The organism is Serratia grimesii (assembly GCF_900186025.1).
In the GTDB taxonomy this organism is placed as follows: domain Bacteria; phylum Pseudomonadota; class Gammaproteobacteria; order Enterobacterales; family Enterobacteriaceae; genus Serratia; species Serratia grimesii.
The window spans coordinates 792,871-819,111 of sequence record NZ_LT883155.1 but is presented as its reverse complement, the minus strand read 5'-3'; the positions used below and the strand labels follow the sequence as shown (position 1 = coordinate 819,111).

Annotated in this window: 21 protein-coding genes; 11 read left to right on the top strand and 10 right to left on the bottom strand. The window is 54.5% G+C overall.

Features of this window, described 5'->3' with window-relative positions; translation table 11 throughout:
- Position 1: 1 nt before the first annotated feature.
- Complete coding sequence (gene cysG, locus SGBXF1_RS03755; RefSeq protein WP_186427843.1) at positions 2–1,432, bottom strand: siroheme synthase CysG; 1,431 nt, start codon at positions 1,430–1,432, stop codon at positions 2–4.
- 261 nt (positions 1,433–1,693) lie between these two features.
- Between cysG and SGBXF1_RS03750 the strand changes: the two genes are divergently transcribed.
- Positions 1,694–2,767 carry an aminopeptidase gene (locus SGBXF1_RS03750; RefSeq protein ID WP_186427842.1) on the top strand — a complete coding sequence of 358 codons (1,074 nt, stop codon included), beginning with the start codon at positions 1,694–1,696 and terminating at the stop codon, positions 2,765–2,767.
- A gap of 59 nt (positions 2,768–2,826) precedes the next feature.
- On the opposite strand, the gene SGBXF1_RS03745 is transcribed toward SGBXF1_RS03750, so the two are convergent.
- The 3 genes from SGBXF1_RS03745 to cysJ form a co-directional block, all read right to left on the bottom strand.
- Entirely contained in the window at positions 2,827–3,561 is a 735-nt protein-coding gene (locus SGBXF1_RS03745) for a phosphoadenylyl-sulfate reductase (RefSeq protein ID WP_037424712.1), read from the bottom strand.
- 71 nt (positions 3,562–3,632) lie between these two features.
- A complete protein-coding gene (cysI, locus tag SGBXF1_RS03740; RefSeq protein WP_037424710.1) occupies positions 3,633–5,348 on the bottom strand; it encodes an assimilatory sulfite reductase (NADPH) hemoprotein subunit in 1,716 nt (571 codons plus the stop codon).
- A complete protein-coding gene (cysJ, locus tag SGBXF1_RS03735; RefSeq protein WP_186427841.1) occupies positions 5,348–7,147 on the bottom strand; it encodes an NADPH-dependent assimilatory sulfite reductase flavoprotein subunit in 1,800 nt (599 codons plus the stop codon). Before cysJ ends, cysI begins: the two co-directional genes overlap by 1 nt.
- A 437-nt stretch (positions 7,148–7,584) precedes the next feature.
- On the opposite strand from cysJ, the gene queD reads away from it, so the two are divergent.
- Positions 7,585–7,944 (top strand): 6-carboxytetrahydropterin synthase QueD, encoded by a 360-nt coding sequence (gene queD, locus SGBXF1_RS03730; RefSeq protein ID WP_012005257.1) that lies wholly within the window; start codon positions 7,585–7,587, stop codon positions 7,942–7,944.
- Between the two features lie 135 nt (positions 7,945–8,079).
- Here queD and queE read toward each other — a convergent pair whose 3' ends face one another.
- Positions 8,080–8,751, bottom strand: a complete 672-nt coding sequence (gene queE, locus SGBXF1_RS03725) for a 7-carboxy-7-deazaguanine synthase QueE (RefSeq protein WP_037424703.1) — start codon at positions 8,749–8,751, stop codon at positions 8,080–8,082.
- A 323-nt stretch (positions 8,752–9,074) separates the two neighbouring features.
- On the opposite strand from queE, the gene SGBXF1_RS03720 reads away from it, so the two are divergent.
- From SGBXF1_RS03720 to hutH (SGBXF1_RS03685), 8 genes are all read left to right on the top strand, one after another.
- On the top strand, positions 9,075–10,421 hold the full coding sequence (locus SGBXF1_RS03720) for an MFS transporter (protein WP_186427840.1): 1,347 nt from the start codon (positions 9,075–9,077) through the stop codon (positions 10,419–10,421).
- 439 nt (positions 10,422–10,860) lie between these two features.
- Positions 10,861–12,552, top strand: coding sequence for a urocanate hydratase (hutU, locus tag SGBXF1_RS03715; protein WP_037424785.1), 1,692 nt, complete (start codon positions 10,861–10,863; stop codon positions 12,550–12,552).
- Positions 12,549–14,084 carry a histidine ammonia-lyase gene (gene hutH / locus SGBXF1_RS03710; RefSeq protein WP_037424697.1) on the top strand — a complete coding sequence of 512 codons (1,536 nt, stop codon included), beginning with the start codon at positions 12,549–12,551 and terminating at the stop codon, positions 14,082–14,084. Before hutU ends, hutH (SGBXF1_RS03710) begins: the two co-directional genes overlap by 4 nt.
- Positions 14,085–14,310: 226 nt before the next feature.
- Positions 14,311–15,702, top strand: a complete 1,392-nt coding sequence (locus tag SGBXF1_RS03705; protein WP_130382398.1) for an amino acid permease — start codon at positions 14,311–14,313, stop codon at positions 15,700–15,702.
- Positions 15,703–15,754: 52 nt separating this feature from the next.
- Positions 15,755–16,720, top strand: coding sequence for an ABC transporter substrate-binding protein (locus SGBXF1_RS03700; RefSeq protein WP_037425676.1), 966 nt, complete (start codon positions 15,755–15,757; stop codon positions 16,718–16,720).
- Between the two features lie 67 nt (positions 16,721–16,787).
- Entirely contained in the window at positions 16,788–17,633 is an 846-nt protein-coding gene (locus SGBXF1_RS03695; protein ID WP_037425673.1) for an ABC transporter permease, read from the top strand.
- Between the two features lie 5 nt (positions 17,634–17,638).
- Positions 17,639–18,496, top strand: coding sequence for a quaternary amine ABC transporter ATP-binding protein (locus SGBXF1_RS03690; RefSeq protein ID WP_061807335.1), 858 nt, complete (start codon positions 17,639–17,641; stop codon positions 18,494–18,496).
- Positions 18,497–18,506: 10 nt separating this feature from the next.
- Positions 18,507–20,030 carry a histidine ammonia-lyase gene (gene hutH, locus SGBXF1_RS03685; protein WP_186427839.1) on the top strand — a complete coding sequence of 508 codons (1,524 nt, stop codon included), beginning with the start codon at positions 18,507–18,509 and terminating at the stop codon, positions 20,028–20,030.
- A gap of 33 nt (positions 20,031–20,063) precedes the next feature.
- Here hutH (SGBXF1_RS03685) and SGBXF1_RS03680 read toward each other — a convergent pair whose 3' ends face one another.
- The 3 genes from SGBXF1_RS03680 to SGBXF1_RS03670 are packed head-to-tail and all read right to left on the bottom strand — an operon-like array spanning position 20,064 to position 22,873.
- Complete coding sequence (locus SGBXF1_RS03680; protein WP_186427838.1) at positions 20,064–21,254, bottom strand: methionine gamma-lyase; 1,191 nt, start codon at positions 21,252–21,254, stop codon at positions 20,064–20,066.
- 46 nt (positions 21,255–21,300) lie between these two features.
- Positions 21,301–21,672 carry a hypothetical protein gene (locus tag SGBXF1_RS03675; protein ID WP_186427837.1) on the bottom strand — a complete coding sequence of 124 codons (372 nt, stop codon included), beginning with the start codon at positions 21,670–21,672 and terminating at the stop codon, positions 21,301–21,303.
- 10 nt (positions 21,673–21,682) lie between these two features.
- The gene (locus SGBXF1_RS03670; protein WP_186427836.1) at positions 21,683–22,873 is read right to left on the bottom strand and encodes an NAD(P)/FAD-dependent oxidoreductase; all 1,191 of its coding nucleotides are present in this window, start codon (positions 22,871–22,873) and stop codon (positions 21,683–21,685) included.
- 50 nt (positions 22,874–22,923) lie between these two features.
- Here SGBXF1_RS03670 and SGBXF1_RS03665 point away from each other — a divergent pair, with 50 nt between their 5' ends.
- Complete coding sequence (locus SGBXF1_RS03665; protein ID WP_186427835.1) at positions 22,924–23,073, top strand: hypothetical protein; 150 nt, start codon at positions 22,924–22,926, stop codon at positions 23,071–23,073.
- A 100-nt stretch (positions 23,074–23,173) separates the two neighbouring features.
- Here SGBXF1_RS03665 and eno read toward each other — a convergent pair whose 3' ends face one another.
- Together eno and pyrG are read right to left on the bottom strand one after the other, a co-directional pair.
- Complete coding sequence (gene eno / locus SGBXF1_RS03660) at positions 23,174–24,469, bottom strand: phosphopyruvate hydratase (RefSeq protein ID WP_037425665.1); 1,296 nt, start codon at positions 24,467–24,469, stop codon at positions 23,174–23,176.
- Positions 24,470–24,550: 81 nt separating this feature from the next.
- Positions 24,551–26,188 carry a glutamine hydrolyzing CTP synthase gene (pyrG, locus tag SGBXF1_RS03655; RefSeq protein ID WP_037425661.1) on the bottom strand — a complete coding sequence of 546 codons (1,638 nt, stop codon included), beginning with the start codon at positions 26,186–26,188 and terminating at the stop codon, positions 24,551–24,553.
- Positions 26,189–26,241 lie beyond the last annotated feature (53 nt).

The window sequence follows — 26,241 nt, the reverse complement described above, 5'->3', positions numbered from 1 at the left end:
CTTAAGCCAAATTCACGACGGCTGGGCGTGATACCCCTTCCGTCTTCGGTTGATGCCCAAACCAGGCGATTTGGTGATGCAACTCCACCACTTCGCCGATCACCAGCAGCGCCGGTAACGGTGCCTGTTGAGCTAATTCTTCAAGCTGTTGCAGCGTGCCGGTTTGCACCCGTTGATCCGCGCGCGTACCGCGGCTGATCACCGCCACTGGCGTCGTCGCTGCGCGGCCGTGGGCGATGAGGCGTTGGCTGATATCCGCCGCCTTCATGGTGCCCATGTAGATAGCCAGAGTCTGGCGCGCACGCGCCAAATCGGCCCAATCCATACCATCGCCGTCGGGACGGCAGTGGCCGGTAATAAAAGTGACGCTCTGTGCATGATCGCGGTGCGTCAGTGGGATACCGGCATAAGCCGTTGCACCGGCAGCCGCCGTCACGCCCGGCACCACCTGGAACGGGATACCCGCTGCCGCAGCCACCTGTAATTCTTCACCACCGCGGCCGAAGATAAAGGGATCGCCCCCCTTCAGCCGTACTACACGCTTGCCCTGCTGCGCCAGTTCCACCAGCAGACGGTTGGTTTCTTCCTGAATTACAGAATGCGCGCCAGCACGTTTGCCCACACAGATGCGCTCCGCGTCACGCCGAACCAAGTCCAGAATCTCATCGCTGACCAAATGGTCATACAGCACCACGTCAGCTTGCTGCATCACCTGTAATCCACGCAGGGTGAGTAACCCCACATCGCCTGGACCTGCCCCCACCAACGCAATTTCGCCCTGGGAACCTTCGTTGCTCTGCGCAAACTGCTGCAAGTCCTGCTCCAACTGCCGCTCAGCCTCTACGGTTTGACCATTGGCCACCAACGTTGAGAATCGGCCGTTGAAGGTTTTCTCCCAAAAACGACGGCGTTCGCCGATCGCATTCAGCCTTTGTTTCACTTGGCCGCGCCAGCGCCCAGCCACGTCAGCCATCTGCCCCAAGCTAGCGGGCAACAAAGCTTCAAGCTTTTCACGCAACATACGCGCCAGTACGGGTGCCTGACCGCTGGAAGAGACGGCTACCACCAGCGGCGAACGGTCAATAATCGACGGGAAAATAAACGAGCAACGCGGCTGATCGTCCACCACGTTTGCCAGCACCCGGCGTTTATCCGCTTCGGCAAATACCTCCGCATTCAGCACGCTGTCGTCAGTCGCAGCGATCACCAGAAAAACCTCATCCAGTTGCTGTGCGGCAAAAGCCTGCCCCAGCCAGTGGATATGCCCTTGCTGACGCAATTGTTCGAGTATTGGCGAGAGTGACTGCGCAACTATCCGTATTTCAGCCCCGGCGCGCAGGAGAAGATCAACTTTGCGCACAGCCACTTCACCGCCGCCAACGACCAACACAGGGCGCTGTTTCAGGTCGGCAAATATAGGTAGATAGTCCACAACAGCCTTTTCATATATGCAGAAAGATAGTGTGACTATACGGGCTGAGATTTAGCCTCTGAAATGACGAAAAGGAATGACTAGTTCCTTTATGGAATATAGGCCGCAGCGTAGGGCTTAAGCGGTGATAACCCTGTTGGAAGTTTGCACATTCGCACCAAATTTAAGAGCGGGAGAAATTGTTTAATCTCGCGTAGCGTCTCATACTGGACACCGCAAAAAATAATCGGTCTCGCCGATATCAAAGAAGGATTTTTCGGTATGTTTTCCCGTTTTAATCTGAAAACCGGCCTGCTGGTAGCGGTGCTCGGCGGTGTTTTCAGCGTTTCGGCTGTAGCTCAGTCAGCGAAGGAAGCCCCGATAGGCAAATTTGCCGCTGACCAGATCCGTCACATTGCCACCTATTTTCCCGGTCGAATGGCGGGCAGCCCGGCGGAATTGCTCACCGCAGACTATCTGAAACAACAGTTCAGCAAAATGGGCTATCAGAGCGATATCCGCAGTTTCAATACCCGCTATATCTACACCAGCAAGGACGGGAAAAAGAACTGGAATAACGTCACCGCCAGTTCAGTGATCGCCGCTAAAAATGGCAGCAATCCGCAGCAAATCCTGATCGTGGCACATTTTGATACCTATACGCCGCAAAGCGACGCCGACCTGGATAACAACCTCGGTGGGCTGACGCTGCAGGGCGTCGATGACAATGCTTCCGGCGTCGGTGTGATGTTGGAGTTGGCGGAGCGTCTGAAGAATATCCCCACAACGTACGGCCTGCGCTTTGTCGCCACCAGCGCGGAAGAGATTGGCTTGCAGGGCGCACAGAACTACCTGCAGCGCATGAGCCCAGAAGAAAAAAGCAACACGGTGCTGGTGATTAATCTCGATAGCCTGATTACCGGTGATCGCCTGTATTTCAATTCCGGCCTCAAAACGCCGCCGAAGATGGCAAAACAGAGCCGCGATCGCGCGCTGGACATTGCCCACCGCTACGGTATCGCCGCCGCCACTAATCCTGGCAGCAAGGCGCACCCGAAAGGCACCGGTTGTTGTTCCGATCAGGAAGTATTTGATAAAGCCGGTATTCCAGTGATGTCTGTCGAAGCCACCAACTGGTCACTGGGTGATAAAGATGGTTACCAACAGCGCGCCGTCAGCCCGCACTTTCCGCAGGGCATGAGTTGGCATCGCCCACAATACGATAACTTGCAATACCTGGAGCGTAATCTGCCAGGGCGGATCGACAAGCGCAGCCGCGAAAGCGTGCAGATCTTGTTACCGCTGATCAAGGAGCTGGCACAGGCGCACCCGGAAAAAACACAAAAGAAAAAGTAATCCCTCCAAAATAACAAGGGCCCAGCAAATGCTGAGCCCTTGGCAGCTTGATTGACACATTAACCTTCGTGCAGACCACACTCACGCTTTAGACCGAAGAAGCGCGTTTCTTCCTCGCTCATCCCGGGTTCCCATTTCTGCGTGGTGTGGGTATCTCCGACCGACAGATAGCCTTGTTCCCACAGCGGGTGGTAACTCAGGCCGTGCTCAGTCAAGTATTGATATATCTTGCGGTTGTCCCAATCGATAATCGGCAAGATCTTGAACACCCCACGCTGCACGGCTAACACGGGTAAGTGAGCACGACTACCCGATTGTTCGCGGCGCAAACCGGCAAACCACGTCTGTCCACCCAGGGTTTCCAGCGCACGGTTCATCGGCTCAACCTTGTTAAGCAGGTTATACTTCTCTATGCCCTCAACGCCCTGTTCCCACAATTTGCCGTAGCGCGCTTCCTGCCAGGCTGGCGACTGATTGGCGCGGAACACCTGCAGATTCAGCTTCAGTTTGTCAGTCAACTGATCGATAAACTGGTAGGTTTCTGGGAACAGATAGCCGGTATCGGTGAGAATCACGGGAATATCCGGTTTGATCTTGGTCACCAGATGCAGGCACACAGCCGCCTGAATACCAAAGCTAGAAGAGAGCACAAATTCGCCAGGCAGATGCTCCAGCGCCCATTCCACACGTTGCTCGGCGGAAAGGGTTTCCAGCTGACCATTAACGACCGCCAGTGCCAGTGCTTGCCCTGACTTGGGCAGTGCATTCAGCTCCGCCAGATTGAATTCAGCCATGTTACCTGCCTCCTGATGCTTGAATCATACCGCGCAGATCCGACCCCCTGTGTCAGCGGGGCCAAACGGCGTCAGTCCCAGAAATCCTGCGCCGAATCAATCACTGGCCTAACCACACCGGTGCGGATGGTGAAATCACCAAAACCTTCACCTGCCGTGCGCTCTGTGGCCCAGCGGCCCACCAGTTGGTCAATCTCTCGCAGAATTTCTTCTTCGTTAATATTTTCGCGGTACATACGCGGTATACGCGTGCCTTCCCGGTTACCGCCCAGGTGCAGGTTATAGCGGCCAACCGCTTTACCCACCAGGCCAATCTCCGCCAGCAGTGCACGCCCACAACCGTTCGGACAACCAGTGATGCGCAATACAATGTGTTCATCACCCACGCCATGCCGATGCAGGATCCCTTCTACCTTAGTGACAAACTCTGGTAGGAAGCGCTCCGCCTCCGCCATCGCTAGCGGACAGGTCGGGAACGAGACACAGGCCATTGAGTTTTGGCGCTGCACGCTGACCCCATCGTCGATCAGACCATGATCCCGCGCCAGAGCTTCGATCTTCGCCTTCTCGCTTTCCGGCACACCGGCGACGATCAGGTTCTGGTTGGCGGTCAGGCGGAAGTCGCCCTTGTGGATCTTGGCGATCTCGGCCACACCCGTTTTCAGCGGGCGCCCCGGGTAATCCAATAATCGACCGTTCTCAATAAACAGCGTCAGGTGCCATTGGTTATCAATGCCCTTCACCCAACCGATACGATCGCCACGACCGGTGAATTCATACGGGCGGATCGGCTCAAAAGTGATGCCTGCACGTTTTTCTACTTCGGCGCGGAAAGTATCCACCCCGACGCGCTCCAGCGTGTATTTGGTTTTGGCATTTTTACGATCGGTACGATTGCCCCAGTCACGCTGGGTGGTCACCACCGCTTCGGCTACTGCCAGCGTGTGTTCCAGCGGGATATAACCGAACTCGCTGGCCTTGCGCGCATAGGTTTTCTTGTTGCCGTGTTCAATCGACAGACCACCGCCCACCAATAGGTTGAAGCCTACCAGTTTGCCGTTTTTGGCGATCGCGACAAAGTTCATGTCATTAGCGTGCAAATCAACGTCATTTTGCGGCGGGATCACCACCGTTGTTTTGAATTTGCGTGGCAAATAGGTCGCACCGAGGATAGGTTCTTCGTCGGTAGTCGCCACTTTTTCCTGATCCAACCACACTTCCGCATAAGCGCGGGTACGTGGTAACAGGTGTTCGGAAATCTTCTTCGCCCATTCGTAGGCTTCCTGATGCAGTTCTGACTCCACCGGATTAGAGGTACAGAGCACATTGCGGTTAACATCGTTGGCGGTCGCCAACGCGTCCAGCCCCAAACGGTTCAACAGTTGGTGCACCGGTTTGACGTTACCCTTCAAAATGCCATGGAACTGGAAGGTCTGACGGTTTGTGATACGAATGCTGCCGTACAATGTGCTTTCTTGTGCAAACTTATCAATGCCCAACCATTGCTGCGGGGAGATAATGCCCCCCGGCAGACGGCAGCGCAGCATCATCGCATGGCGCGGCTCCAGCTTCTGCTCGGCGCGTTCAGCTCGAATATCACGGTCGTCCTGTTGATACATACCGTGAAAACGGATCAGCAGGAAGTTGTCACCGGTAAAACCACCGGTCAGGCCGTCCTTTAAATCTTCAGCGATGGTGCCGCGTAAGAAGTTGCTTTCTTTCTTCAAACGCTCGGCATCGGCCAATTTGCCTTCAACCACTAGAGGCCCCGGGTGTTTATCACTCATCAGTAAACATCTCGCTGATAACGGCGCTCAAGGCGCAGCTCACTTAAAAATTCATCCGCCAGCTCGGTATCCATGCCACCGTGCTCGGCCACCAGTTCCAGTAATGTGTTTTCCACGTCTTTCGCCATGCGGTTCGCATCGCCACAGACGTAAATGTGCGCGCCTTCCTGGATCCAGCGCCACACTTCCGCCCCCTGTTCGCGCAGTTTGTCTTGTACATAGACTTTATGTTGTTGGTCGCGTGACCAGGCCAGATCGATACGAGTCAGCAGGCCATCCTTCACATAGCGCTGCCATTCGACCTGATACAGGAAATCTTCGGTAAAGTGCGGGTTGCCGAAGAACAGCCAGTTCTTGCCACCGGCACCGTCAGCATCGCGCTGCTGCATAAAGGCGCGGAATGGCGCAATGCCAGTACCAGGGCCAATCATGATGACAGGCGTTTCCGGGTTAGCCGGCAGACGGAAGTTGTCGTTATGCTCGATGAAGATCCGCACGTCGCCGTCCTCTTCCAGGCGATCGGCCAGGAAACTGGAGGCGCCGCCAGCCCGAGCACGACCGTCAATGTCGTAGCGGACTACGCCGACGGTTACGTGGACTTCGTTTTCGTTCTCGGCCTGTGAGGAAGCGATAGAATACAAGCGCGGCGTCAGCGGGCGCAGCAGACCAACCAATTGGTCTGCATTGAGATCGGCCGGCGCCTGGCGCACCATGTCGACAATCGGCGTATTGTGCGCGTAATGTTGCAACGCAGCTTTATCTGCCAGCAGCCCGATCAATTTCTCATCACGCGATAAGGCCGCGTATTTATCCACGATCAGTGTGGTGTTCTGCGTCAGTTCAAAATGGCTGCGCAATGCCTGCGCCAACGGCAGGGTTTTGCCTTCCACATCGACTGGCTCATCACCTTTCAGCCATAGCAGTTGCACCAGTTCGTCCACCAGCGCAGGATCGTTATCGAACCAGACGCCCAGTGCGTCACCCGGTCGGTAACGCAGGCCGGAATCACCCAGGTCAATTTCGATATGGCGAACATCTTTATCAGATGCACGTCCCGTAATTTTTTGCTTCACTGCCAATTGCGCCGTCAGCGGCTGTTCTTTGCTGTACGGGCTGCTATCAAGCAGATCAACCGCACCGCTGGCCAGCACACCCGGAGCAGCATTTTCCGCCGGCGCACGTGCTTTCAGTACTTCCACAACCTGTTTGCGCCAGGCAGTAGCCAGTTCCTGATATTCCACGTCAGCGTCAACCCGCTCGACCAGGCGTTCAGCACCCAATTCAGCCAGTTTATTGTCGAAGTCTTTGCCCGATTGGCAGAAGTTCTCGTAGGACGTATCCCCCAGCCCGAAGACCGCAAATGCAGTCTCGATAAGCTTGGGCGCTTTCTTTGAGAACAAGAATTTGTGCAGTGCCACCGCCTCTTCCGCTGGCTCGCCTTCGCCCTGCGTGGAGGCGACGATCACCAACAAACGTTCTTGAGCAATCTGCTTGAATTTGTAGTCCCCGGCGTTCACCAGGGTGACACTCAATTTGGCAGCCAATAGATCGTCACGCAGCTGTTCTGCCAGACGGCGCGCGTTGCCGGTCTGTGACGCGGAAATCAGCGTGATACTGGCGGCGGCGGAAGCCACCGGCGCAATAGTTACGGCGCCAGGCTGTTGATTAACCATTCCCCAGAAATAACCTGACAGCCACGCCAGCTGCGTTGGTGAATATTCACCAATCGTCGCCTGCAGGCGCGCCAGCTGTTCGGGCGTCAGCGGGAGCAAAGATGTTGGAGGAGCCTGAGTCGTCATTGCTGTACTTATTTCCTATACTTGGCACCTATCCAGCCAGGTGCTCGCCAGTGTCAGTCGCTGTCTTTTCGTTCAGTCTGCGGTCCTGAAAAGATCAGGAGAGTTTGTAAGGTTACCGAGCAGATTAGCAACGATTAAATAAGGGATAGCAATAAATAATAACTAAAATGACTAAGCTGTTTTTCTGGTAAGCCATAACGGTTAAAGCGTTAAAGAAGGATTTTTATCCACCTGAAAATAAAGCTCTTTTTTTGAAGATTATTGAATGAATCGCATTTACCGCTCATTACTCCAATCGATAGGTCGTACTCATACCAAACAAAAAAAGTGTTAACCCAACTTTTTCAACGGGACCTGTAGACTAAAGCGGTATAAATGGCAAGCAAGCGCCGTTTCCGGTAAACTTCGGCGGTTTTTGAGTCAATGAGGCCGTAATAATGGCAACCACGCTGTTTAAAGATTTTCAGTTTGAAGCCGCACACCGCTTGCCGAATGTCGCGGAGGGCCATAAATGCGGCCGTCTGCACGGGCATTCGTTTATGGTGCGTCTGGAAGTGACCGGTGAAGTGGATGCACACACCGGTTGGGTGATGGATTTCGCCGAGCTTAAAGCCGTGTTCTCCCCGATCTGGGAGCGCCTGGATCACAACTATCTCAATGATATTCCAGGATTGGAAAATCCCACCAGCGAAGTTCTCGCCGCCTGGATTTGGCAGCAGCTCAAACCTCAGTTGCCGGAACTGACTGCGGTGATGGTGAAAGAAACCTGTACTGCGGGATGCGTGTATAAAGGTTAAAGTACCCTTCATCTTTCAAGCTGCAGCGTTATTGGCTGCGTGCAGTCCCCCAAGTCACTTACCTCAGTAAGCTCCTGGGTTCTCGCACTTGCCGCCAAGCTGCAGTTTGAAAGCTATTAGGTATGACTCAAGACACTAAGCGATATTCAGATATTTATGGGTCTGCATCGACAGGCGCCAGTTGCGCGCTATGCAGGTTTCAATGCACAGGCGAGTCGCCTCTTCCTTCTGACTTATCGGCTGTAACGCAATAATCCGCGGTTTCTCATCGTGCAGCGTTGCCAGCAGCGCATCCAGTGCTTCAATATCACGCTCGCGTCCAACCGGGTGCTTCACTTCATCTGCACGTTGCAAAGCCTGGCTCAACACCTTCATGCCACCGCGCATATTCACTTTGGGTGAAACCGTTACCCAGGTTTTCGCTGAACATTGAATCTCGTGAGTGCCGCTGGTTTCAATCTGGCAACCGTAGCCATTATCTTCCAGCAACTCTGTCAGTGGGGTCAGATCGTAAATGCAGGGCTCCCCGCCCGTAATCACCACGTGGCGAGCGGTATAACCTTGTTGACGAATGACTGCCAACAACTGCTCAGCGCTGGCGCTGCCCCAAGCATCACTCTCTTCGGTTTTCACCAGAATCCGTTGCATATCAACTTCCCGATTGGCTTCCTTTTCCCAGGTATGTTTGGTATCGCACCAGCTGCATCCCACCGGGCAGCCCTGCAGGCGGATAAAAATGGCCGGAACACCGGTGAAAAAGCCTTCGCCCTGCAAGGTTTGGAACATTTCATTAATCGGGTACTGCATCGGTTTCTCAATCTGGAAAGGTAAAAAGGGATTATCGCAGATTCCTGCCCGGCGACCAAACGGGCGAAATTGTATTAAATTTTATCCTCCTCGCCCTAGCCAGCTTATCTGACCGGCTATCCGCTTCATTTACTTCACTTACTCAGCAATCCTTTTGCGCTGACGGTGTAATCTGCTTCGCAAAAACAACATTTATTTAACGTATAAGATAAATATATTTGACATAAACCGCTCGCACGCAGATGTATATACAGGCAAGCACAAGTCGGACGCCAGTTCCGGCGGTTCATTCATCACAATCACATCTGCGTTTAGAGGGTGCCATGACTCATTCCACCGAGTTGAATATTCAGCAGGCCATCGACGACAGCAAATTCTCGCTGTTTCACTGGACCTTGATCATTTTGGGATTCCTGATCCTGGCCATTGATGGCTTTGACACTGCGGCAATGGGGTATATCGCCCCTTCAGTCGCCAAAGACTGGGGCATTGTGAAACAGGATCTCGGCCCGGTGCTGAGCGCCGCACTGCTGGGTCTGTCCCTTGGCGCACTGGTCGCCGGCCCCATTTCCGATCGTATTGGTCGCAAGAGAGTATTGGTGTTTTCATGCCTGTTTTTCGGTCTTTCGAGCCTGGCGACCGCCTATGCCGGTTCACTCAATAGCCTGACGCTATGGCGCTTTCTGACCGGTTTGGGGCTGGGGGCAGCCATGCCAAACGCCATCACACTGATTTCTGAATATGCACCACAGCGCTGCCGCTCATTAGCGATTAACACCATGTACTGTGGTTTCCCATTGGGTGCCGCAGGCGGCGGTGCGATTTCGTCGTGGCTTATCCCGGCCTACGGTTGGCATAGCGTGCTACTTCTGGGTGCGATCGCGCCGTTGGTACTGACGGTGCTGCTGATTCTGTTCCTGCCGGAATCGGTGAAATACATGGTTAACCGCGGCAAAGACGCCATTAAAATCAAACGCATTGCCCAGCGCTTTGTCAGCCAGGATCTCGACAAGGTGACACGCTTCTCTCTGTATGAAGAAAAGCTGGCACAGTCAAAAACCAGTGTTGGCCTCTTGTTCACCCGACCTTACCTGGCTGGCACATTGATGCTGTGGCTGACTTACTTTATGGGCCTGGTGATCTATTACGTGTTGCTGAGCTGGATGCCGATCCTGATGCAGGGTTTAGGCTATCAGTTGGAGCAATCGGCAATTCTGACGTCGCTGTTTACCTTCGGCGGTACCCTCGGCATTCTGGTGGCCGGCTGGCTGATGGATCGCTGGAACGCCCATAAAGTGGTGTCGTGCGGCTTTGTCATAACTGCCCTATTGATTGTGGCAATGGCAACCGAAGACAGCCATATCCTGTTACTGGGTACCTTTATCTTCCTGATGGGCATCACCATGAACGGCGCGCAATCAGGCCTACAAACGCTGGCAGCCACTTTTTATCCGACCCACAGCCGCGCCACCGGCATTGCCTGGATGCAAGGGATTGGCCGCTTTGGCGGTGTAGCGGGTACCATGATGGGGGCGCAACTACTGGCCATGCAGTGGGAAGTACAGAGTATTTTGATGTTCCTGTGTGTACCTGCACTGATCGCGGCTATCGCCACAGTATTCAAAATGACCCGCCGGGCGGTGTTACAGCCTGCTGACAAACCCGCATAAAGGTTAACTATTCGGGGCGCAGCATGCAGTGCCCCTGCCAACAAACAACAGAGCACTATGTCAACGCTCTCGCGCCCGCCCTCTGGCGGGCGTTTTGCTTGCAGCGATAGGACTTTTTTATCACTCGCCCTAACTTGTAATAGGTATGTAAAATTATTGTGATTAGGCGCTCAAAATTGACCCATTTTTAATTCATTTTTGTTGAATAGCTCACTGTTCTTCCGCGCCTCACTAATGAGATTAACGTCAATAAAATCATTATCACATTGATTACAAACAAAAATAACTTTCTCTTATGCCATTTTCAGCATTCACTGGTCGGTGTTGCATATGCTTGTACATACAAGTATATGTTAATAAAACCTACCCATTGTTATGGCGTGGTGATTTACCCGACCGCACCATGGGATCTGCACCGATACTGTTTGAGGAAAATGCTGTGACTGCAAATAACAAAGTTCGCAATGTCGATGTACGCGCGCCACGCGGCACAAAATTAAATGCAAAAAGCTGGCTGACCGAAGCGCCGTTGCGCATGCTGATGAACAACCTCGATCCGGAAGTCGCGGAAAACCCACATGAGCTGGTGGTATACGGCGGCATTGGCCGCGCCGCGCGCGACTGGGACTGCTACGACAAAATTGTCGCGACCCTGAAAACCCTGGAAGATGACGAAACCCTGCTGGTCCAGTCAGGCAAGCCTGTCGGGGTCTTCAAAACTCACAGCAACGCACCACGCGTACTGATCGCCAACTCCAACCTGGTCCCACACTGGGCGACCTGGGAACATTTTAACGAACTGGATGCCAAGGGCCTGGCCATGTACGGCCAGATGACCGCAGGTAGCTGGATCTACATCGGCAGCCAAGGCATCGTCCAGGGTACTTACGAAACCTTCGTGGAAGCAGGTCGCCAGCATTATGACGGCAGCCTGCAAGGCCGCTGGGTGCTGACCGCCGGCTTGGGTGGCATGGGTGGCGCACAGCCGCTGGCTGCCACGCTTGCAGGCGCTTGCTCGCTGAACATTGAATGCCAGCAAAGCCGCATCGATTTCCGCCTGAAAACTCGCTATGTCGATGAGCAAGCTACAGATCTGGACGACGCACTGGCCCGCATCAAAAAATACACCGCCGAAGGCAAAGCCATCTCCATCGCTTTGTGCGGTAACGCAGCAGACATTCTGCCGGAACTGGTTCGCCGCGGTGTACGCCCAGATATGGTCACCGACCAAACCAGCGCCCATGACCCACTGAACGGCTACCTGCCAAAAGGCTGGAGCTGGGAAGAATACCGCCAGCGCGCCCAAAGCGAGCCTGCGCAAGTGGTCACCGCCGCTAAGCAATCTATGGCTGAACACGTAGAAGCTATGCTGGCCTTCCAGAAAATGGGCGTGCCAACCTTCGACTACGGCAACAACATTCGCCAAATGGCGAAAGAAATGGGCGTCAACAACGCCTTTGATTTCCCGGGCTTCGTCCCTGCTTACATTCGCCCACTGTTCTGTCGCGGCATTGGTCCATTCCGTTGGGCTGCGCTGTCTGGTGATCCACAGGACATCTACAAAACTGACGCGATGGTTAAAGAGCTGATCCCAGATGACGAGCACTTGCACCGCTGGCTGGATATGGCGCGCGAGCGTATCAGCTTCCAGGGCCTGCCGGCACGTATTTGCTGGGTTGGTTTGGGCCAACGCGCCAAGCTGGGTTTGGCCTTCAACGAAATGGTACGCAGCGGCGAACTGTCAGCACCTATCGTGATTGGTCGTGACCATCTGGACTCTGGTTCAGTTGCCAGCCCGAACCGCGAAACAGAATCGATGAAAGATGGCTCAGATGCCGTATCTGACTGGCCACTACTCAACGCCCTGTTGAATACTGCCAGCGGCGCAACCTGGGTTTCTCTGCACCATGGCGGCGGCGTCGGCATGGGCTTCTCACAGCATTCCGGTATGGTTATCGTTTGTGATGGCACCGATGAAGCCGCCGAACGTATCGCCCGCGTATTGCATAATGACCCGGCTACCGGCGTGATGCGCCATGCTGATGCCGGCTACGACATCGCCATTGAATGCGCCCGCGAGCAAGGTTTGAACCTGCCGATGGTGGCTGCGACTCAAGGAGACAAAGCATGAAAGCGCTGACTATCCGCCCTGGCCAACTGACACTGGCGCAACTACGTGAAATTTATCAACACCCGGTCACCTTGACTCTGGACGACAATGCCTACGCAGATATCCAGAAAAGCGTCGCCTGCGTTGAACGTATCGTTGAGGAAAACCGTACCACTTACGGTATTAACACCGGTTTCGGCCTGCTGGCGTCCACCCGTATCGCCCGTGAAGACCTGGAAGATTTGCAGCGTTCGATCGTGTTGTCACATGCCGCTGGCGTTGGTGCGCCAACCGACGACAATCTGGTGCGCCTGATTATGGTGCTGAAAATCAATAGCCTGTCGCGCGGCTTCTCCGGCATCCGTCTGGAAGTCATTCAGGCGCTGATGGCACTGGTCAACGCCGAAGTCTATCCACACATCCCGCTGAAAGGTTCCGTGGGCGCCTCCGGCGACCTGGCACCGCTGGCGCACATGAGTCTGGTGCTGCTGGGTGAAGGCAAAGCCCGTTATCAGGGTGAATGGCTACCGGCTACTGAAGCGCTGGCCAAAGCGGGCCTGAAGCCACTGACGCTGGCGGCCAAAGAAGGTCTGGCGCTGCTGAACGGTACTCAGGTTTCCGCCGCCTTTGCTCTGCGCGGCCTGTTTGACGTGGAAGACTTGTACGCCGCAGCAACGGTCACCGGTAGCCTGACGGTGGAAGCCGCTCTGGGCTCACGCAGCCCGTTTGATGCGCGCATTCATGCCGTTCGCGGTCAACGTGGTCAGATCGACGCCGCCGCCGCTTACCGCCATCTGCTGGGCGAACGTAGCGAAGTATCTGATTCACACCGCAACTGTGAGAAAGTGCAGGATCCGTACTCCCTGCGCTGCCAACCTCAGGTAATGGGCGCCTGCCTGACGCAAATTCGCCAGGCCGCCGAAGTACTGGAAATTGAAGCCAACGCGGTGTCCGATAACCCACTGGTATTTGCAGACCAGGGCGACGTGCTGTCCGGCGGTAACTTCCATGCCGAACCGGTCGCGATGGCCGCTGACAATCTGGCGCTGGCGTTTGCCGAAATCGGCTCGCTGTCTGAACGCCGCATCTCATTGATGATGGATAAACACATGTCACAACTGCCACCATTCCTGGTGGACAACGGCGGTGTGAACTCCGGCTTTATGATTGCTCAGGTGACCGCCGCGGCGCTGACCAGCGAAAACAAAGCGCTGGCGCATCCGGCAAGTGTCGACAGTATCCCGACGTCTGCCAACCAGGAAGATCATGTGTCCATGGCACCGGCTGCCGGTCGCCGCCTGTGGGAGATGGCAGATAACGTTCGCGGCATTCTGGCCGTCGAATGGCTGGCGGCTTGCCAGGGGCTGGATTTACGTAAAGGTCTAAAAACCACAGAAAGTCTGGAGCAGGCGCGCCACGTATTACGTGAGCAGGTCAGTTACTACGACAAGGATCGTTTCTTCGCCCCCGACATTGAAGCCGCCAGCCTGCTGTTGGCAGCCGGTCATCTGACCTCACTGATGCCTGCAGCACTGCTGCCTAGCCAGGCATAAATACCACCTTATACCCTAAATAATTGGGGTTGCATCGAGGCAGCAAGTTTGTAAGTCCTCAGGCGCATAGATAACTATGTGACTGAGGCCTACAAACGCAACCAACAAAGATGCAGCTTCATACATGAAGGGAATGCCACGCAGTTTGTTCTGTCCCTCCGGGTGCGTTCCACCCGGTGCGGATAGCGCGTGCCTGCTCTGCCGTAAAAACGTGACGGGAAGCAACATGCATAACGAAAAAACACAACTCAGACGCGGACTAAACGCGCGACATATCCGCTTTATGGCGCTCGGCTCAGCCATCGGTACCGGTCTGTTCTACGGCTCTGCCGGAGCAATCCAACTGGCCGGTCCGGCAGTACTACTGGCCTATCTGGTAGGCGGTGCCGCCGTATTTATGGTGATGCGTGCACTGGGTGAAATGGCGGTGCATCAGCCGGTGTCCGGTTCCTTCGGCCACTACGCCAGTCACTACCTTGGCCCGTTGGCCGGTTTCCTCACCGGCTGGACCTATACCTTCGAAATGGTGATTGTTGCCCTGGCGGACGTGACCGCCTTCGGCATCTATATGGGGCTGTGGTTCCCGGACGTCGCCCAATGGGTGTGGGTGCTCAGCATCATCATGTTTATCGGTGCGCTCAATCTGTGCAGCGTGAAAGTGTTCGGCGAAATGGAGTTCTGGCTGTCGCTGATCAAGGTGGCAGCCATTGTGGCGATGATCATCGGTGGCGCCGCAGTGATGTTGTTTGGTTTTGGCCAGACTCAGCATGCCACCGGCATCAGCAATCTGTGGGCACACGGCGGCTTTATGCCTAACGGCATCGGCGGCGTGGTCGCTTCATTGGCAGTCGTGATGTTCGCCTTTGGCGGCATCGAAATCATTGGTATCACGGCCAGCGAGGCAAAAGATCCTGCGAAAGTGTTACCAAAGGCCATTAATGCCGTGCCGATTCGTATTCTGCTGTTCTATGTACTGACGCTGCTGGTGTTGATGGCTATCTATCCGTGGAACAGCATCGGCCAAAACGGAAGCCCGTTTGTTGAGATCTTCAGCAATCTAGGTATCAGCTCTGCCGCCAACGTCCTGAACGTGGTGGTGATCACCGCCGCCATCTCCGCCATTAACAGCGACATCTTCGGTGCAGGTCGCATGATGTACGGCATGGCGCAGGATGGCCAGGCGCCAAAAAGCTTCTCTAAACTGACGTCCAGTGGTGTGCCCTGGATGACGGTGTTGGTGATGTCAGTCGCCCTGCTGTTGGGTGTGGTACTCAACTACCTGATCCCAAAACAGGTCTTTATGATCATCGCCTCCATCGCGACCTTCGCCACTGTCTGGGTATGGTTGATGATCCTACTGTCTCAGATCGCCATGCGCCGCACGCTGTCACCGCAAGAGGTCAGTAAGCTGAGCTTCCCAGTGCCATGGTGGCCAGTCGCCCCCGCGCTGGCGACAATATTTATGCTGTTCGTCATCGGTCTGCTCGGCTACTTCGAAGACAGCCGCATCGCCCTGTACGTTGGGCTGGTGTGGGTGGCATTCCTTACTTTGGCTTACTGGTTGTGGGTACGTAAAAAAGGCGGGGGTTCACCCGTCACGACCTCACCACAGTATTAACCTCATGAGCCCGCCGTTCCCGGGCTCTTCGTCATTAACGTGGAGTATCACCATGCAAACACGACACAAATTATGGATACCACTCATTGCGCTCGGACTGATGACAGGCAGTCTGTCCGCGCGCGCAGCAGGCTGGTGCGAATCCGGCAAACCGGTCAAGTTCGCCGGGTTGAACTGGGAAAGTGGCATGCTGCTGACTGACGTCATGCAATACGTGCTGCAAAAGGGCTACGACTGCAAAACCGACGCGCTGCCGGGCAATTCCATTACCATGGAACAGGCAGTCGGCACCAACGACATTCAGGTATTTGCAGAAGAGTGGATTGGCCGTAGCGAAGTCTGGAACAAAGCTGAGAAATCCGGCAAAGCGGTCAGCGTTGGTGCGCCGATTGTCGGGGCTGTCGAAGGTTGGTACGTGCCCCGCTATGTGATTGAAGGCGATGCCAAACGCAACTTGAAACCACTGGCACCCGATCTGAAAAGCATCCCGGACTTAGCCAAATATGTGCAGGTTTTCCGCGATCAAGAAGAACCAGACAAAGGCCGCTTTTACAACTGCCCGGCCGGTTGGACCTGTGAATTGGACAACACCGCGATCCTGAAGAAATTCAAACTGGATGATAAGTTTACTAACTTCCGCCCAGGTACCGGCCCTGCCCTGGATACCGCAATCCTCTCCAGCTACCGCCGCGGCGAGCCAATTCTCTTCTATTACTGGTCGCCAACCCCAATCATGGGCCAACTCGATCTGGTGAAACTGGACGAACCCGGCGTCGATAAAAACATCCACATCAAAGTCGGTATTTCCAGCGTGTTTAACCAGCAGGCACCAGAACTGGTGCAGATGCTGTCAAAAGTGAACATACCGCTGGATCTGATTAACCAGAATCTGGCACGTATGAGCAAGGAACGCATCAGCTCGCAGAAGCTGGCACTGGAGTTCTTCAAACAGCACCCAGACATCTGGAAACAGTGGGTCAGCGAAGACGCAGCGAAAAAAATTCAGGCCTCTTTGTAATCGCTTTGACATTCAGTAAACACCAACCCGGAGCCTGTGCGCTTCGGGCCTGACAGGGGTAATATTTATGTTCCCAGAACGTTTTACTTTCTCCATCGCCGATTGGATCAATCGCTGGGTCGATGTCCTGGTCAACAACTATGGCGATATGTTCCGCAAGATTTCCGACACCCTGCTGTGGGCAGTGATCCACCTTGAGAGCCTGCTGCGCGCGACGCCATGGTGGCTGATGTTGGCCGTCGTTGGACTTTTGGCGTGGCATGCCACCCGCCGCTGGTTACCAACGGTGGTGATCGTGGGTTTGCTGCTGTTGGTCGGCACCGCAGGTATGTGGGATAAATTAATGCAAACCCTGGCGCTGGTGTTGGTTGCCACCCTGCTGGCGGTCATTATCGGTATTCCACTTGGTGTACTGGCAGCACGTAACGATCGCGTACGAGCAGTGATGATGCCGCTGATGGACGTCATGCAAACCATGCCAAGCTTCGTGTATCTGATCCCCGTGCTGATGCTGTTCGGCCTTGGCAAAGTACCCGCTATCCTTGCAACGGTGATTTACGCCACACCACCGCTAATCCGCTTAACCGATTTGGGTATCCGTCAGGTGGACAAAGAAGTGATGGAATCCGTCACTGCCTTTGGCGCCAACCGTTGGCAGAAACTGTTCGGCGTGCAGTTACCGCTGGCGCTGCCAAGCATTATGGCCGGTATTAACCAAACCACCATGATGTCACTGTCGATGGTGGTTGTGGCTTCGATGATCGGCGCACGTGGGCTGGGTGAAGACGTGCTGGTGGGCATTCAGACACTGAACGTCGGTCTGGGCCTGGAGGCAGGTCTGGCGATCGTTATTCTGGCCGTGGTCATTGACCGTATCACTCAGGCTTATGGCCGTTCCGCCGTTGCGAGGTAACCCCGATGAACAAAATCGAAATCAAAAACGTCTACAAGATCTTTGGCCACAAAACGGCGGCAGCGCTGGCCATGAGCCAGCAAGGTAATACCAAGCAGGAAGTCCAGGCAGCGACCGACTGCGTGATCGGCGTACACGATCTGTCGATGTCGATCGAGGCCGGTGAGATCTTCGTGATTATGGGCCTGTCAGGATCGGGAAAATCCACGCTGGTACGCCACTTTAACCGCCTGATCGACCCCACCAGCGGTCAGATCCTGGTGGATGGCGAAGATATATTGCGCTATGACGAAAAGCAGCTTGAGCACTTCCGCCGTCACAAGATCAGTATGGTATTCCAAAGCTTTGGCTTGCTGCCCCACAAAACCGTTTTGGACAACGTGGGCTATGGCTTGAAAGTGCGAGGTGAGGCAAAAGAAGTGTATCAGGAACGCGCACTGCACTGGATAAATACTGTTGGGTTAAAGGGTTACGAAAAATCATACCCGCATCAACTCTCTGGCGGTATGCGTCAGCGCGTCGGGCTAGCCCGCGCACTGGCTACCGATACCGATATCATTTTGCTGGACGAAGCCTTCAGTGCGCTCGATCCGTTAATTCGTGCAGAGATGCAGGATCAACTGTTGGCACTGCAAAAAGAGCTACACAAAACGTTGGTGTTCATCACGCACGATCTCGATGAGGCTGTACGTATCGGCAACCGGATCGCGATCTTGAAGGACGGGAAACTGATCCAGGTCGGCACACCACAGGACATTCTTAACAATCCGGCCGATGAATACGTTAACCGCTTCGTGCAGCGCCGCCTGGCATTGGATGAAAACGTGAAAAAACCGCGCCCGATGAGCGTCGCCCGTGCCTGAGGAACTCACTATGCATTATCCCTCTTCGGTTATCCTCGACAACCAGCCAGTGCGCTGGCAAGACGTGGTGGCAGTCGCGCGCCATCACGCCCCTCTCAGTCTGTCTGACACAGCCTGGGCGCGCATCGATAATGCACAGGCCATCGTGCAGAAGATCGTTACCAGTGAGCAGCGCGCCTATGGCGTCAATACCGGTCTGGGTGCGCTGTGCAATCAGGCGCTGCACGGCGAGCAGCTGGCACAACTTTCCCGCAACACGCTGATGAGTCACGCCTGCGGCGTAGGGGAACCACTGCGCGATGAACAGACCCGCGCCATCATCTGTTGCGCCATCGTCAACTACAGCCATGGCAAATCAGGTATTCGGCGTCCGGTAGTAGAAACCCTGTTGGCACTGCTTAACCGGGGGATTACCCCGCAAGTGCCGTCACAGGGTTCGGTCGGCTATCTGACCCATATGGCACATGTCGGCGTCGCGCTGCTCGGGTTGGGTGAAGTCAGCTACCGTGGCCAACTCGTCACGGCAATTCATGCGTTGGCGGAAGAAGGCATAGTGCCCCCGCAACTGGGTGCCAAAGATGGTCTGTGCCTGGTCAACGGCACGCCGTGCATGACGGGGTTGAGCTGCCTGGCGTTGGCCGATGCCTGGCGGCTGGCCCGCTGGGCGGACGTACTTGGCGCCATGAGTTTCGAAGCTCTGGGTGGGCAGATCGCCGCCTTTGACTCAGAAATTTTAGCGCTTAAGCCCCACCCGGGGATGCAGCAGGTAGGCCGAAATCTGCGGACGCTATTAAACAGCAGTGAGATGATTGCCGCCAGTGAAGGCATTCGTACTCAGGATGCTCTGAGCATCCGTTCGATCCCACAGGTACATGGTGCCTGCCGTGATCAGATTGCTCATGCTGAACGACAGATTGAAACCGAACTGAACGGCGCTACCGACAATCCCCTACTGCTCGGCACACCGGACAACTATCGCGTGATGTCGCAAGCCAACCCGCACGGCGAGTCAGTGGCAATGGCCGCCGATCTGCTGGCGATCGCCATCGCCGAACTCGGCGGTATCGCAGAACGGCGCATCGATCGACTCATTAACCCGCTGGTCAGCGGCTTGCCGGCATTTCTGGTCAGCGAACCTGGGGTGAATTCCGGCATGATGATCGCTCAATATGTCGCGGCATCGCTGTGTGCGGAAAACCGTCAACTGGCGCAACCTTGCGTGGTCGATAACTATGTGACTTCGGCACTGCAGGAAGATCATCTCAGTCTGGGAACCGGGGCAGCATTGCGGTTGCATAAGTCGTTAGCCAACGTGAACCAGATCCTGGCGATTGAATACCTGCTGGCGGCACAAGCCTTTGAATTCCTAAAGCAGTACCGTTTTGGTGAAGGCACTCACCGTGCCTGGCAACGTTTACGGCAGGTGGTGGCACCTTATCATCAGGACCGCTGGCTGGCGCCGGACATCGCCAGCAGCGCCGCGCTACTGCAGGACGAACAAGCGCTGCTGGAGATCGCCCCGACACTGTTGTAGCACCCACCCTGCCCGCTGGGCAGGGTATCTAACTTAGCGCTGTGCCAAGGCCTGACGAATATCCGCTTGCAGGTCAGCCAGATCTTCCAACCCGGCAGACAGACGAACTAAACCGTCGCTGATATGGTGGCGTTGCCGTTCCTCGGCACTGTAAGCCGAGTGCGTCATACTGGCTGGATGCTGGGCCAAAGACTCGCAATCTCCCAGGCTGACGGCACGCAGTATCAAGCTTAGTCCATTGAGGAAGCGGAGCCCGCTCGCCATACCGCCTTTCAATTCAAATACCAGCATGCCACCCGGCCGTGCCATTTGCCGCTGCGCTAATGCATACTGCGGGAAATTCTCCAACCCGGGGTAATAAACCCGCTCCACCGCAGAATGCTGCGCCAACATTTCCGCCAGACGTTGAGCGTTGTCACAGTGTCGCTCCATACGTAACGGTAAGGTTTTCAGGCCACGCAACAACAGCGCGGCATCCTGCGCCGACAACACCGCGCCGTTCATGTCCTTCAGCCCGACCAAACGGATCTCCTGCGCCAGATCCTGACGTGTCACCACCAACCCAGCCAGTAAGTCACCGTGCCCGCCGATGTATTTGGTGGCAGAATGCACCACAATGTCAGCGCCCAATTCCAGCGGCCGTTGCAGATATGGCGTGCAATAGGTGTTATCCACCAGCAACAATGCCCCCTGACAGTGGGCAATCTCGGCCACCGCCGCAATATCGACCAGGCGCATATTCGGGTTCGCCGGCGTTTCGCAATATACCAACCGGGTACGCGGACCTATCGCCGCCGCCAACTGCTCCGGTCGGGTCATATCTACGTGGGTAATTTTCACGCCGTAGCGCGCCAGCCCATGATGGAAGTAACTGAAGGTACAGCCATAAATAGTTTCATCGACAATTAGTTCATCACCCGGACTAAGCAACGTCCAACAACAGGCGGTAATTGCGCCCATGCCGGAGGCAAATGCCACAGATGCCTCCCCGCCTTCCAGATCGGCAATTCGCTGCTCCAATAGATTGACCGTTGGGTTGGCAATGCGTGAATAAAAATAGCCTGTCTCAGTACCAGCAAAACAGGCACCGCCGTATTCCGCTGTCGGGAAGGTAAAGGTCGAACTCATAAACACCGGTGGGCAAAGCGCTCCCAAATATTGCTGAGGATCGTAGCCGTGGTGGATCGCACGCGTGGCAAAGCCGTGCCTGAGGATGGCAGACATGACAACTCCTTTCATGAGTGAGTGAAAGCAATTTCAATGATCCCGCTTAAACGTCCGGGGGCATCGCGCTGCTGCGCATCCTCTGGCCTATGATTTGCAGGGTGCGCAGCACCAGCATCAGGCCCAGCAAGGTATCCGGCTGACGCAGCGAGGCATACACTGAACGAAAATTAGCGGGCGGTGGATCCAACTGCAGCTCGGTATGCGCCATCTTCAAGGCCATGCCCCCTTCCCAGCCAGCCGCCACCAGATCTTCAAAAGCACCAGCCAACTTTTCCACCAACGCGTTATCAGCGATATCCACCAGATCCGACAGCAGTGACAGCAGATCGACCACGTTATCGAGCCGTCCACCCGCCAGTAATGGCTGCAACTTGTCCAGTAGAGGTGCCAGAGATTCTTGTTCAGATGCGTTCATAAGCCCTCCGTTAAATCAACCCGCGTACCGTCGCCCAATACAGACCGCGATTAAAGCCGTTGCGCAGCATGCCGCCCACTTTGGTTGACGGCGTCGGCAACACATCATTGCGGTAGTCGTAAACCAGTGGCATACCGGCCTGTAGCCCCATTTGAGCGATCGCCTGTACCTTGCCGTCGTAGTGGCTGATGGTCTGGCCCAGTCGCAGTTCAGCCACGATATTGTCGGCGATCACTGGTGCCTGATTGTGGCAAGAACCGCCGGCCTTGCTGACCGGCAGATCCACCGTATCGCCGATGACATACACTCCCTGCTGACCATAAACCTGCAGTGTCTGGTGGTCGGTCGGCAACCAGCCTTCACCATTTTTCCCCTCACTGAGCTCGGTATTGCACACCGCCTCTACGGCGCGGATCGGTGGTGTGGCCATCAGAATATCGAATGGCTGTTCATCTCCTTCGGCGGAATAGGCGATTTTCTGCTGCGCATCGACTCTACTGAGGGTAAACCCACGCTGGTGGTGAATGTCGCGCGCTGCAAAGATGCCGGGCAAGGCTTCAGCAGTCGGGCGTTGCAAAAACAGGCAGTTGCGCAGCAGCTGCGAAACGCTGGGATAGGTATAAACAATTTCAACCGCCTTACGTACCCCACGCCGACGCAGGTAATCATCGAGCATCAAGGTGGTTTCTATCGGGGCAATGCCGCACTGATGCGGCACGTTAGGCGTTTCGGGGAAAGAGACGGTAATAAAAATTCGGCCTTTTTCTAGAGTTGCCAGCTTTTGGGCCAGCTGTCGGGCAGCCTGATATTGGTAGAAGTGATCGCCCGCCTGCGCCAGTCCGTCAATACGATCCGGCCAGGGTACACAGCCGGTGGCAAACACCAGAAAATCATAGGGGTAATGTTTGCCGCTTTGGCAATGAATAAACCTTTGAGATAAATCGAAACGCTCGGCTTTATCGACAATAAATTTTATTTCCGGGCGCAGCAGGCTTTGTTGAGAGCGGGTCAGCTCCTGCTTAAAAAAAGCGTTGAAAGCTACGTACATAAAAGCGGGTTTATAATAATGGAGTGGAGAATCCGAAATCATTAATAACTCAACTTTATTATTCACTATCTCCCGGTGCAATTTCGCGGCCAGTAAATTAGCCAATATAGTCCCGCCAGTGCCACCACCGACAATCACAATCCTGTTTCGCATCAAACCCTCGCCCAGCCGGCCTACGGGTCGGCAATTTGATAGGGGAACGAATGGAGGCAGGTTTGCAGGTATCAGGCCCCTGCCTTACTGGCAGTCTAGTAACTAAAAAATATAAAGCAATTAAAAAAGGAATTAAAAAAATAGGAATTTTATTACATCAATTAATTCATCAGGTTAAAATAACAATGTCAGTGGATTAATTAAAAAACAATAAATAACTCACTATAACTTATTAAAATAATCAGTTATAAAAAAACCCGCCGAAGCGGGTTTTTTATTTAGCAACGAACCAAGCCGTTATTACTGACCTTTAACTTCTTTCAGGCCGTTGAATGGAGCGCGTGAACCCAGCGCTTCTTCGATACGGATCAGTTGGTTGTATTTAGCAACGCGGTCAGAACGGCTCATAGAACCGGTTTTGATCTGGCCAGCCGCAGTACCAACCGCCAAGTCAGCGATGGTTGCGTCTTCAGTTTCACCTGAACGGTGAGAGATCACCGCGGTGTAACCTGCGTCTTTAGCCATCTTGATAGCAGCCAGAGTTTCGGTCAGAGAACCGATCTGGTTGAATTTGATCAGGATGGAGTTAGCGATGCCTTTCTCGATGCCTTCTTTCAGGATCTTGGTGTTGGTTACGAACAGATCGTCACCCACCAGCTGGATTTTGTCGCCCAGCACTTTGGTCTGGTATGCGAAACCATCCCAGTCAGATTCGTCCAGACCGTCTTCGATAGACACGATTGGGTACTGTTTGGTCAGGTCTTCCAGGAAGTGAGTGAACTCTTCGGAAGTGAAGGCTTTGTTACCTTCGCCAGCCAGAACATATTTACCGTCTTTGTAGAACTCAGACGCTGCACAGTCCATCGCCAGGGTAACGTCTTTACCCAGTTCATAGCCTGCCGCTTTTACCGCTTCAGCGATAACAGCCAGCGCTTCGGCGTTAGAACCCAGGTTTGGCGCGTAGCCGCCTTCGTCGCCTACTGCAGTGTTCATGCCTTTGGCTTTCAGTACTTTCGCCAGGTGATGGAACACTTCAGAACCGATGCGTACCGCTTCTTTCAGGGATTTCGCGCCAACTGGCTGAATCATGAATTCCTGAATGTCGACGTTGTTGTCAGCGTGCTCGCCGCCATTGATGATGTTCATCATCGGCAGTGGCATAGAGAATTTGCCTGGGGTGCCGTTCAGCTCAGCGATGTGCTCATACAGTGGCATACCTTTGGAAGCCGCAGCCGCTTTAGCAGCAGCCAGGGAAACCGCCAGAATGGCGTTAGCACCGAATTGAGATTTGTTTTCAGTGCCGTCCAGGTCGATCATGATCTTATCGATGTTAGCCTGGTCTTTGGCATCTTTACCCAGTACTGCCTGAGCAATCGGGCCATTTACTGCAGCAACGGCTTTCAGTACGCCTTTACCCAGGAAACGAGACTTGTCACCGTCACGCAGTTCCAGTGCTTCACGGGAACCGGTAGAAGCACCTGACGGCGCAGCAGCCAGACCTACGAAACCGCCTTCCAGATGCACTTCGGCTTCAACAGTCGGGTTACCGCGGGAGTCGATGATTTCACGACCGATGACTTTAACGATTTTGGACATTAGGTTTTCCTCAGTACAAGTTAAACTAAAACTCCAGACAAACAGCGCGCGGTTCTCACCGCGCGCCGCCTACCAAATATTTTATTTCACCTGGCGCTTCTGATACTCACCAGCGGCCTTCACAAAGCCGGCGAACAACGGATGACCATCACGCGGCGTCGAAGTAAATTCCGGGTGGAACTGACAAGCGACGAACCATGGATGATTCGGCAGTTCGATAATCTCAACCAGCTTGTTGTCTGCGGAACGGCCGGCAACCAACAGCCCGGCGGCTTCAATTTGCTTCAACAGCATGTTGTTAACTTCATAACGGTGACGATGACGTTCAACAATGGTCTCTTCGCCGTACATCTGACGAACCAAGCTGTTGTCAGTCAGGTGGCATTGTTGGCCACCGACACGCATCGTGCCACCCAAATCGCTTTCTTCAGTACGCACTTCGACGTTGCCGTCTTCGTCACGCCATTCGGTGATCAACGCCACCACCGGGTACTTACAGTCTGGCACAAACTCGGTTGAGTTGGCGTTCTCCATACCCACAACATTGCGGGCGAACTCCATCAGCGCCACCTGCATACCCAGACAGATACCCAGGTAAGGGATGTTGTTTTCACGCGCATAACGCGCGGTCATCACCTTGCCTTCCACACCACGGTAACCGAAGCCGCCTGGGATCAGGATAGCATCCAGACCTTTCAGTACTTCTACGCCGCGGGTTTCTACATCCTGCGAATCGATCAGCTTGATGTTCACTGTCAGACGATTTTTCAAGCCACCGTGTTTCAGGGCTTCGATCACTGACTTATAGGCATCCGGCAGCTCGACATATTTGCCGACCATACCAATGGTCACTTCGCCGCCTGGGTTGGCTTCTTCGTAAATCACCTGTTCCCATTCGGCCAGGTTCGCTTCCGGCGCATTGAGGCTGAATCGTTTACAAATATAATCATCAAGGCCCTGAGATTTCAAGAGGCCTGGGATTTTATAAATAGAATCAACGTCTTTCAGGGAGATAACCGCTTTTTCCGGCACGTTGCAGAAAAGTGCGATTTTTGCACGTTCGTTAGCAGGAACGGTGCGATCGGAACGGCAAATCAGCACATCAGGCTGAATACCGATGGAAAGCAGCTCTTTTACGGAATGCTGAGTAGGTTTGGTTTTCACTTCACCGGCAGCAGCCATATACGGCACCAGTGTCAGGTGCATGTACAGGGTGTGTTCACGGCCCACTTCCACAGCCATCTGACGAATGGCTTCCAGGAATGGCAGCGATTCGATATCGCCGACGGTACCGCCGATTTCCACCAGCACCACGTCATGGCCTTCGCCACCTTCGAGGATGCGTTCTTTGATCGCGTTGGTGATGTGCGGAATAACCTGTACGGTTGCGCCCAGATAGTCGCCACGGCGTTCTTTACGCAGAACGTCGGAGTAAATACGACCGGTAGTGAAGTTGTTGCGGCGCGACATTTTGGTACGGATGTAGCGCTCGTAGTGACCCAAATCCAGATCGGTTTCTGCGCCGTCTTCGGTGACGAAAACTTCCCCATGCTGAATCGGGCTCATGGTGCCCGGATCCACGTTGATGTACGGGTCCAGTTTCATGATGGTAACGTTGAGGCCACGGGCTTCAAGAATAGCCGCCAGAGAGGCTGCGGCAATGCCTTTACCCAGAGAGGATACGACCCCGCCGGTCACAAAAATATAATTAGTTGTCATGCTGAACCTGAGAGTTTAGGTTTAAAGACGATGGAAGAACCAAGACGGGAAAG

Coding starts and splice junctions, on each gene's coding strand:
- SGBXF1_RS03750 (WP_186427842.1), top strand. CDS start 1,694: ATGTTTTCCCGTTTTAATCTGAAAACCGGCCTGCTGGTAGCGGTGCTC.
- SGBXF1_RS03745 (WP_037424712.1), bottom strand. CDS start 3,561: ATGGCTGAATTCAATCTGGCGGAGCTGAATGCACTGCCCAAGTCAGGG.
- cysI (WP_037424710.1), bottom strand. CDS start 5,348: ATGAGTGATAAACACCCGGGGCCTCTAGTGGTTGAAGGCAAATTGGCC.
- cysJ (WP_186427841.1), bottom strand. CDS start 7,147: ATGACGACTCAGGCTCCTCCAACATCTTTGCTCCCGCTGACGCCCGAA.
- queD (WP_012005257.1), top strand. CDS start 7,585: ATGGCAACCACGCTGTTTAAAGATTTTCAGTTTGAAGCCGCACACCGC.
- queE (WP_037424703.1), bottom strand. CDS start 8,751: ATGCAGTACCCGATTAATGAAATGTTCCAAACCTTGCAGGGCGAAGGC.
- SGBXF1_RS03720 (WP_186427840.1), top strand. CDS start 9,075: ATGACTCATTCCACCGAGTTGAATATTCAGCAGGCCATCGACGACAGC.
- hutH (WP_037424697.1), top strand. CDS start 12,549: ATGAAAGCGCTGACTATCCGCCCTGGCCAACTGACACTGGCGCAACTA.
- SGBXF1_RS03705 (WP_130382398.1), top strand. CDS start 14,311: ATGCATAACGAAAAAACACAACTCAGACGCGGACTAAACGCGCGACAT.
- SGBXF1_RS03700 (WP_037425676.1), top strand. CDS start 15,755: ATGCAAACACGACACAAATTATGGATACCACTCATTGCGCTCGGACTG.
- SGBXF1_RS03695 (WP_037425673.1), top strand. CDS start 16,788: ATGTTCCCAGAACGTTTTACTTTCTCCATCGCCGATTGGATCAATCGC.
- SGBXF1_RS03690 (WP_061807335.1), top strand. CDS start 17,639: ATGAACAAAATCGAAATCAAAAACGTCTACAAGATCTTTGGCCACAAA.
- hutH (WP_186427839.1), top strand. CDS start 18,507: ATGCATTATCCCTCTTCGGTTATCCTCGACAACCAGCCAGTGCGCTGG.
- SGBXF1_RS03680 (WP_186427838.1), bottom strand. CDS start 21,254: ATGTCTGCCATCCTCAGGCACGGCTTTGCCACGCGTGCGATCCACCAC.
- SGBXF1_RS03675 (WP_186427837.1), bottom strand. CDS start 21,672: ATGAACGCATCTGAACAAGAATCTCTGGCACCTCTACTGGACAAGTTG.
- SGBXF1_RS03670 (WP_186427836.1), bottom strand. CDS start 22,873: ATGCGAAACAGGATTGTGATTGTCGGTGGTGGCACTGGCGGGACTATA.
- SGBXF1_RS03665 (WP_186427835.1), top strand. CDS start 22,924: ATGGAGGCAGGTTTGCAGGTATCAGGCCCCTGCCTTACTGGCAGTCTA.
- eno (WP_037425665.1), bottom strand. CDS start 24,469: ATGTCCAAAATCGTTAAAGTCATCGGTCGTGAAATCATCGACTCCCGC.
- pyrG (WP_037425661.1), bottom strand. CDS start 26,188: ATGACAACTAATTATATTTTTGTGACCGGCGGGGTCGTATCCTCTCTG.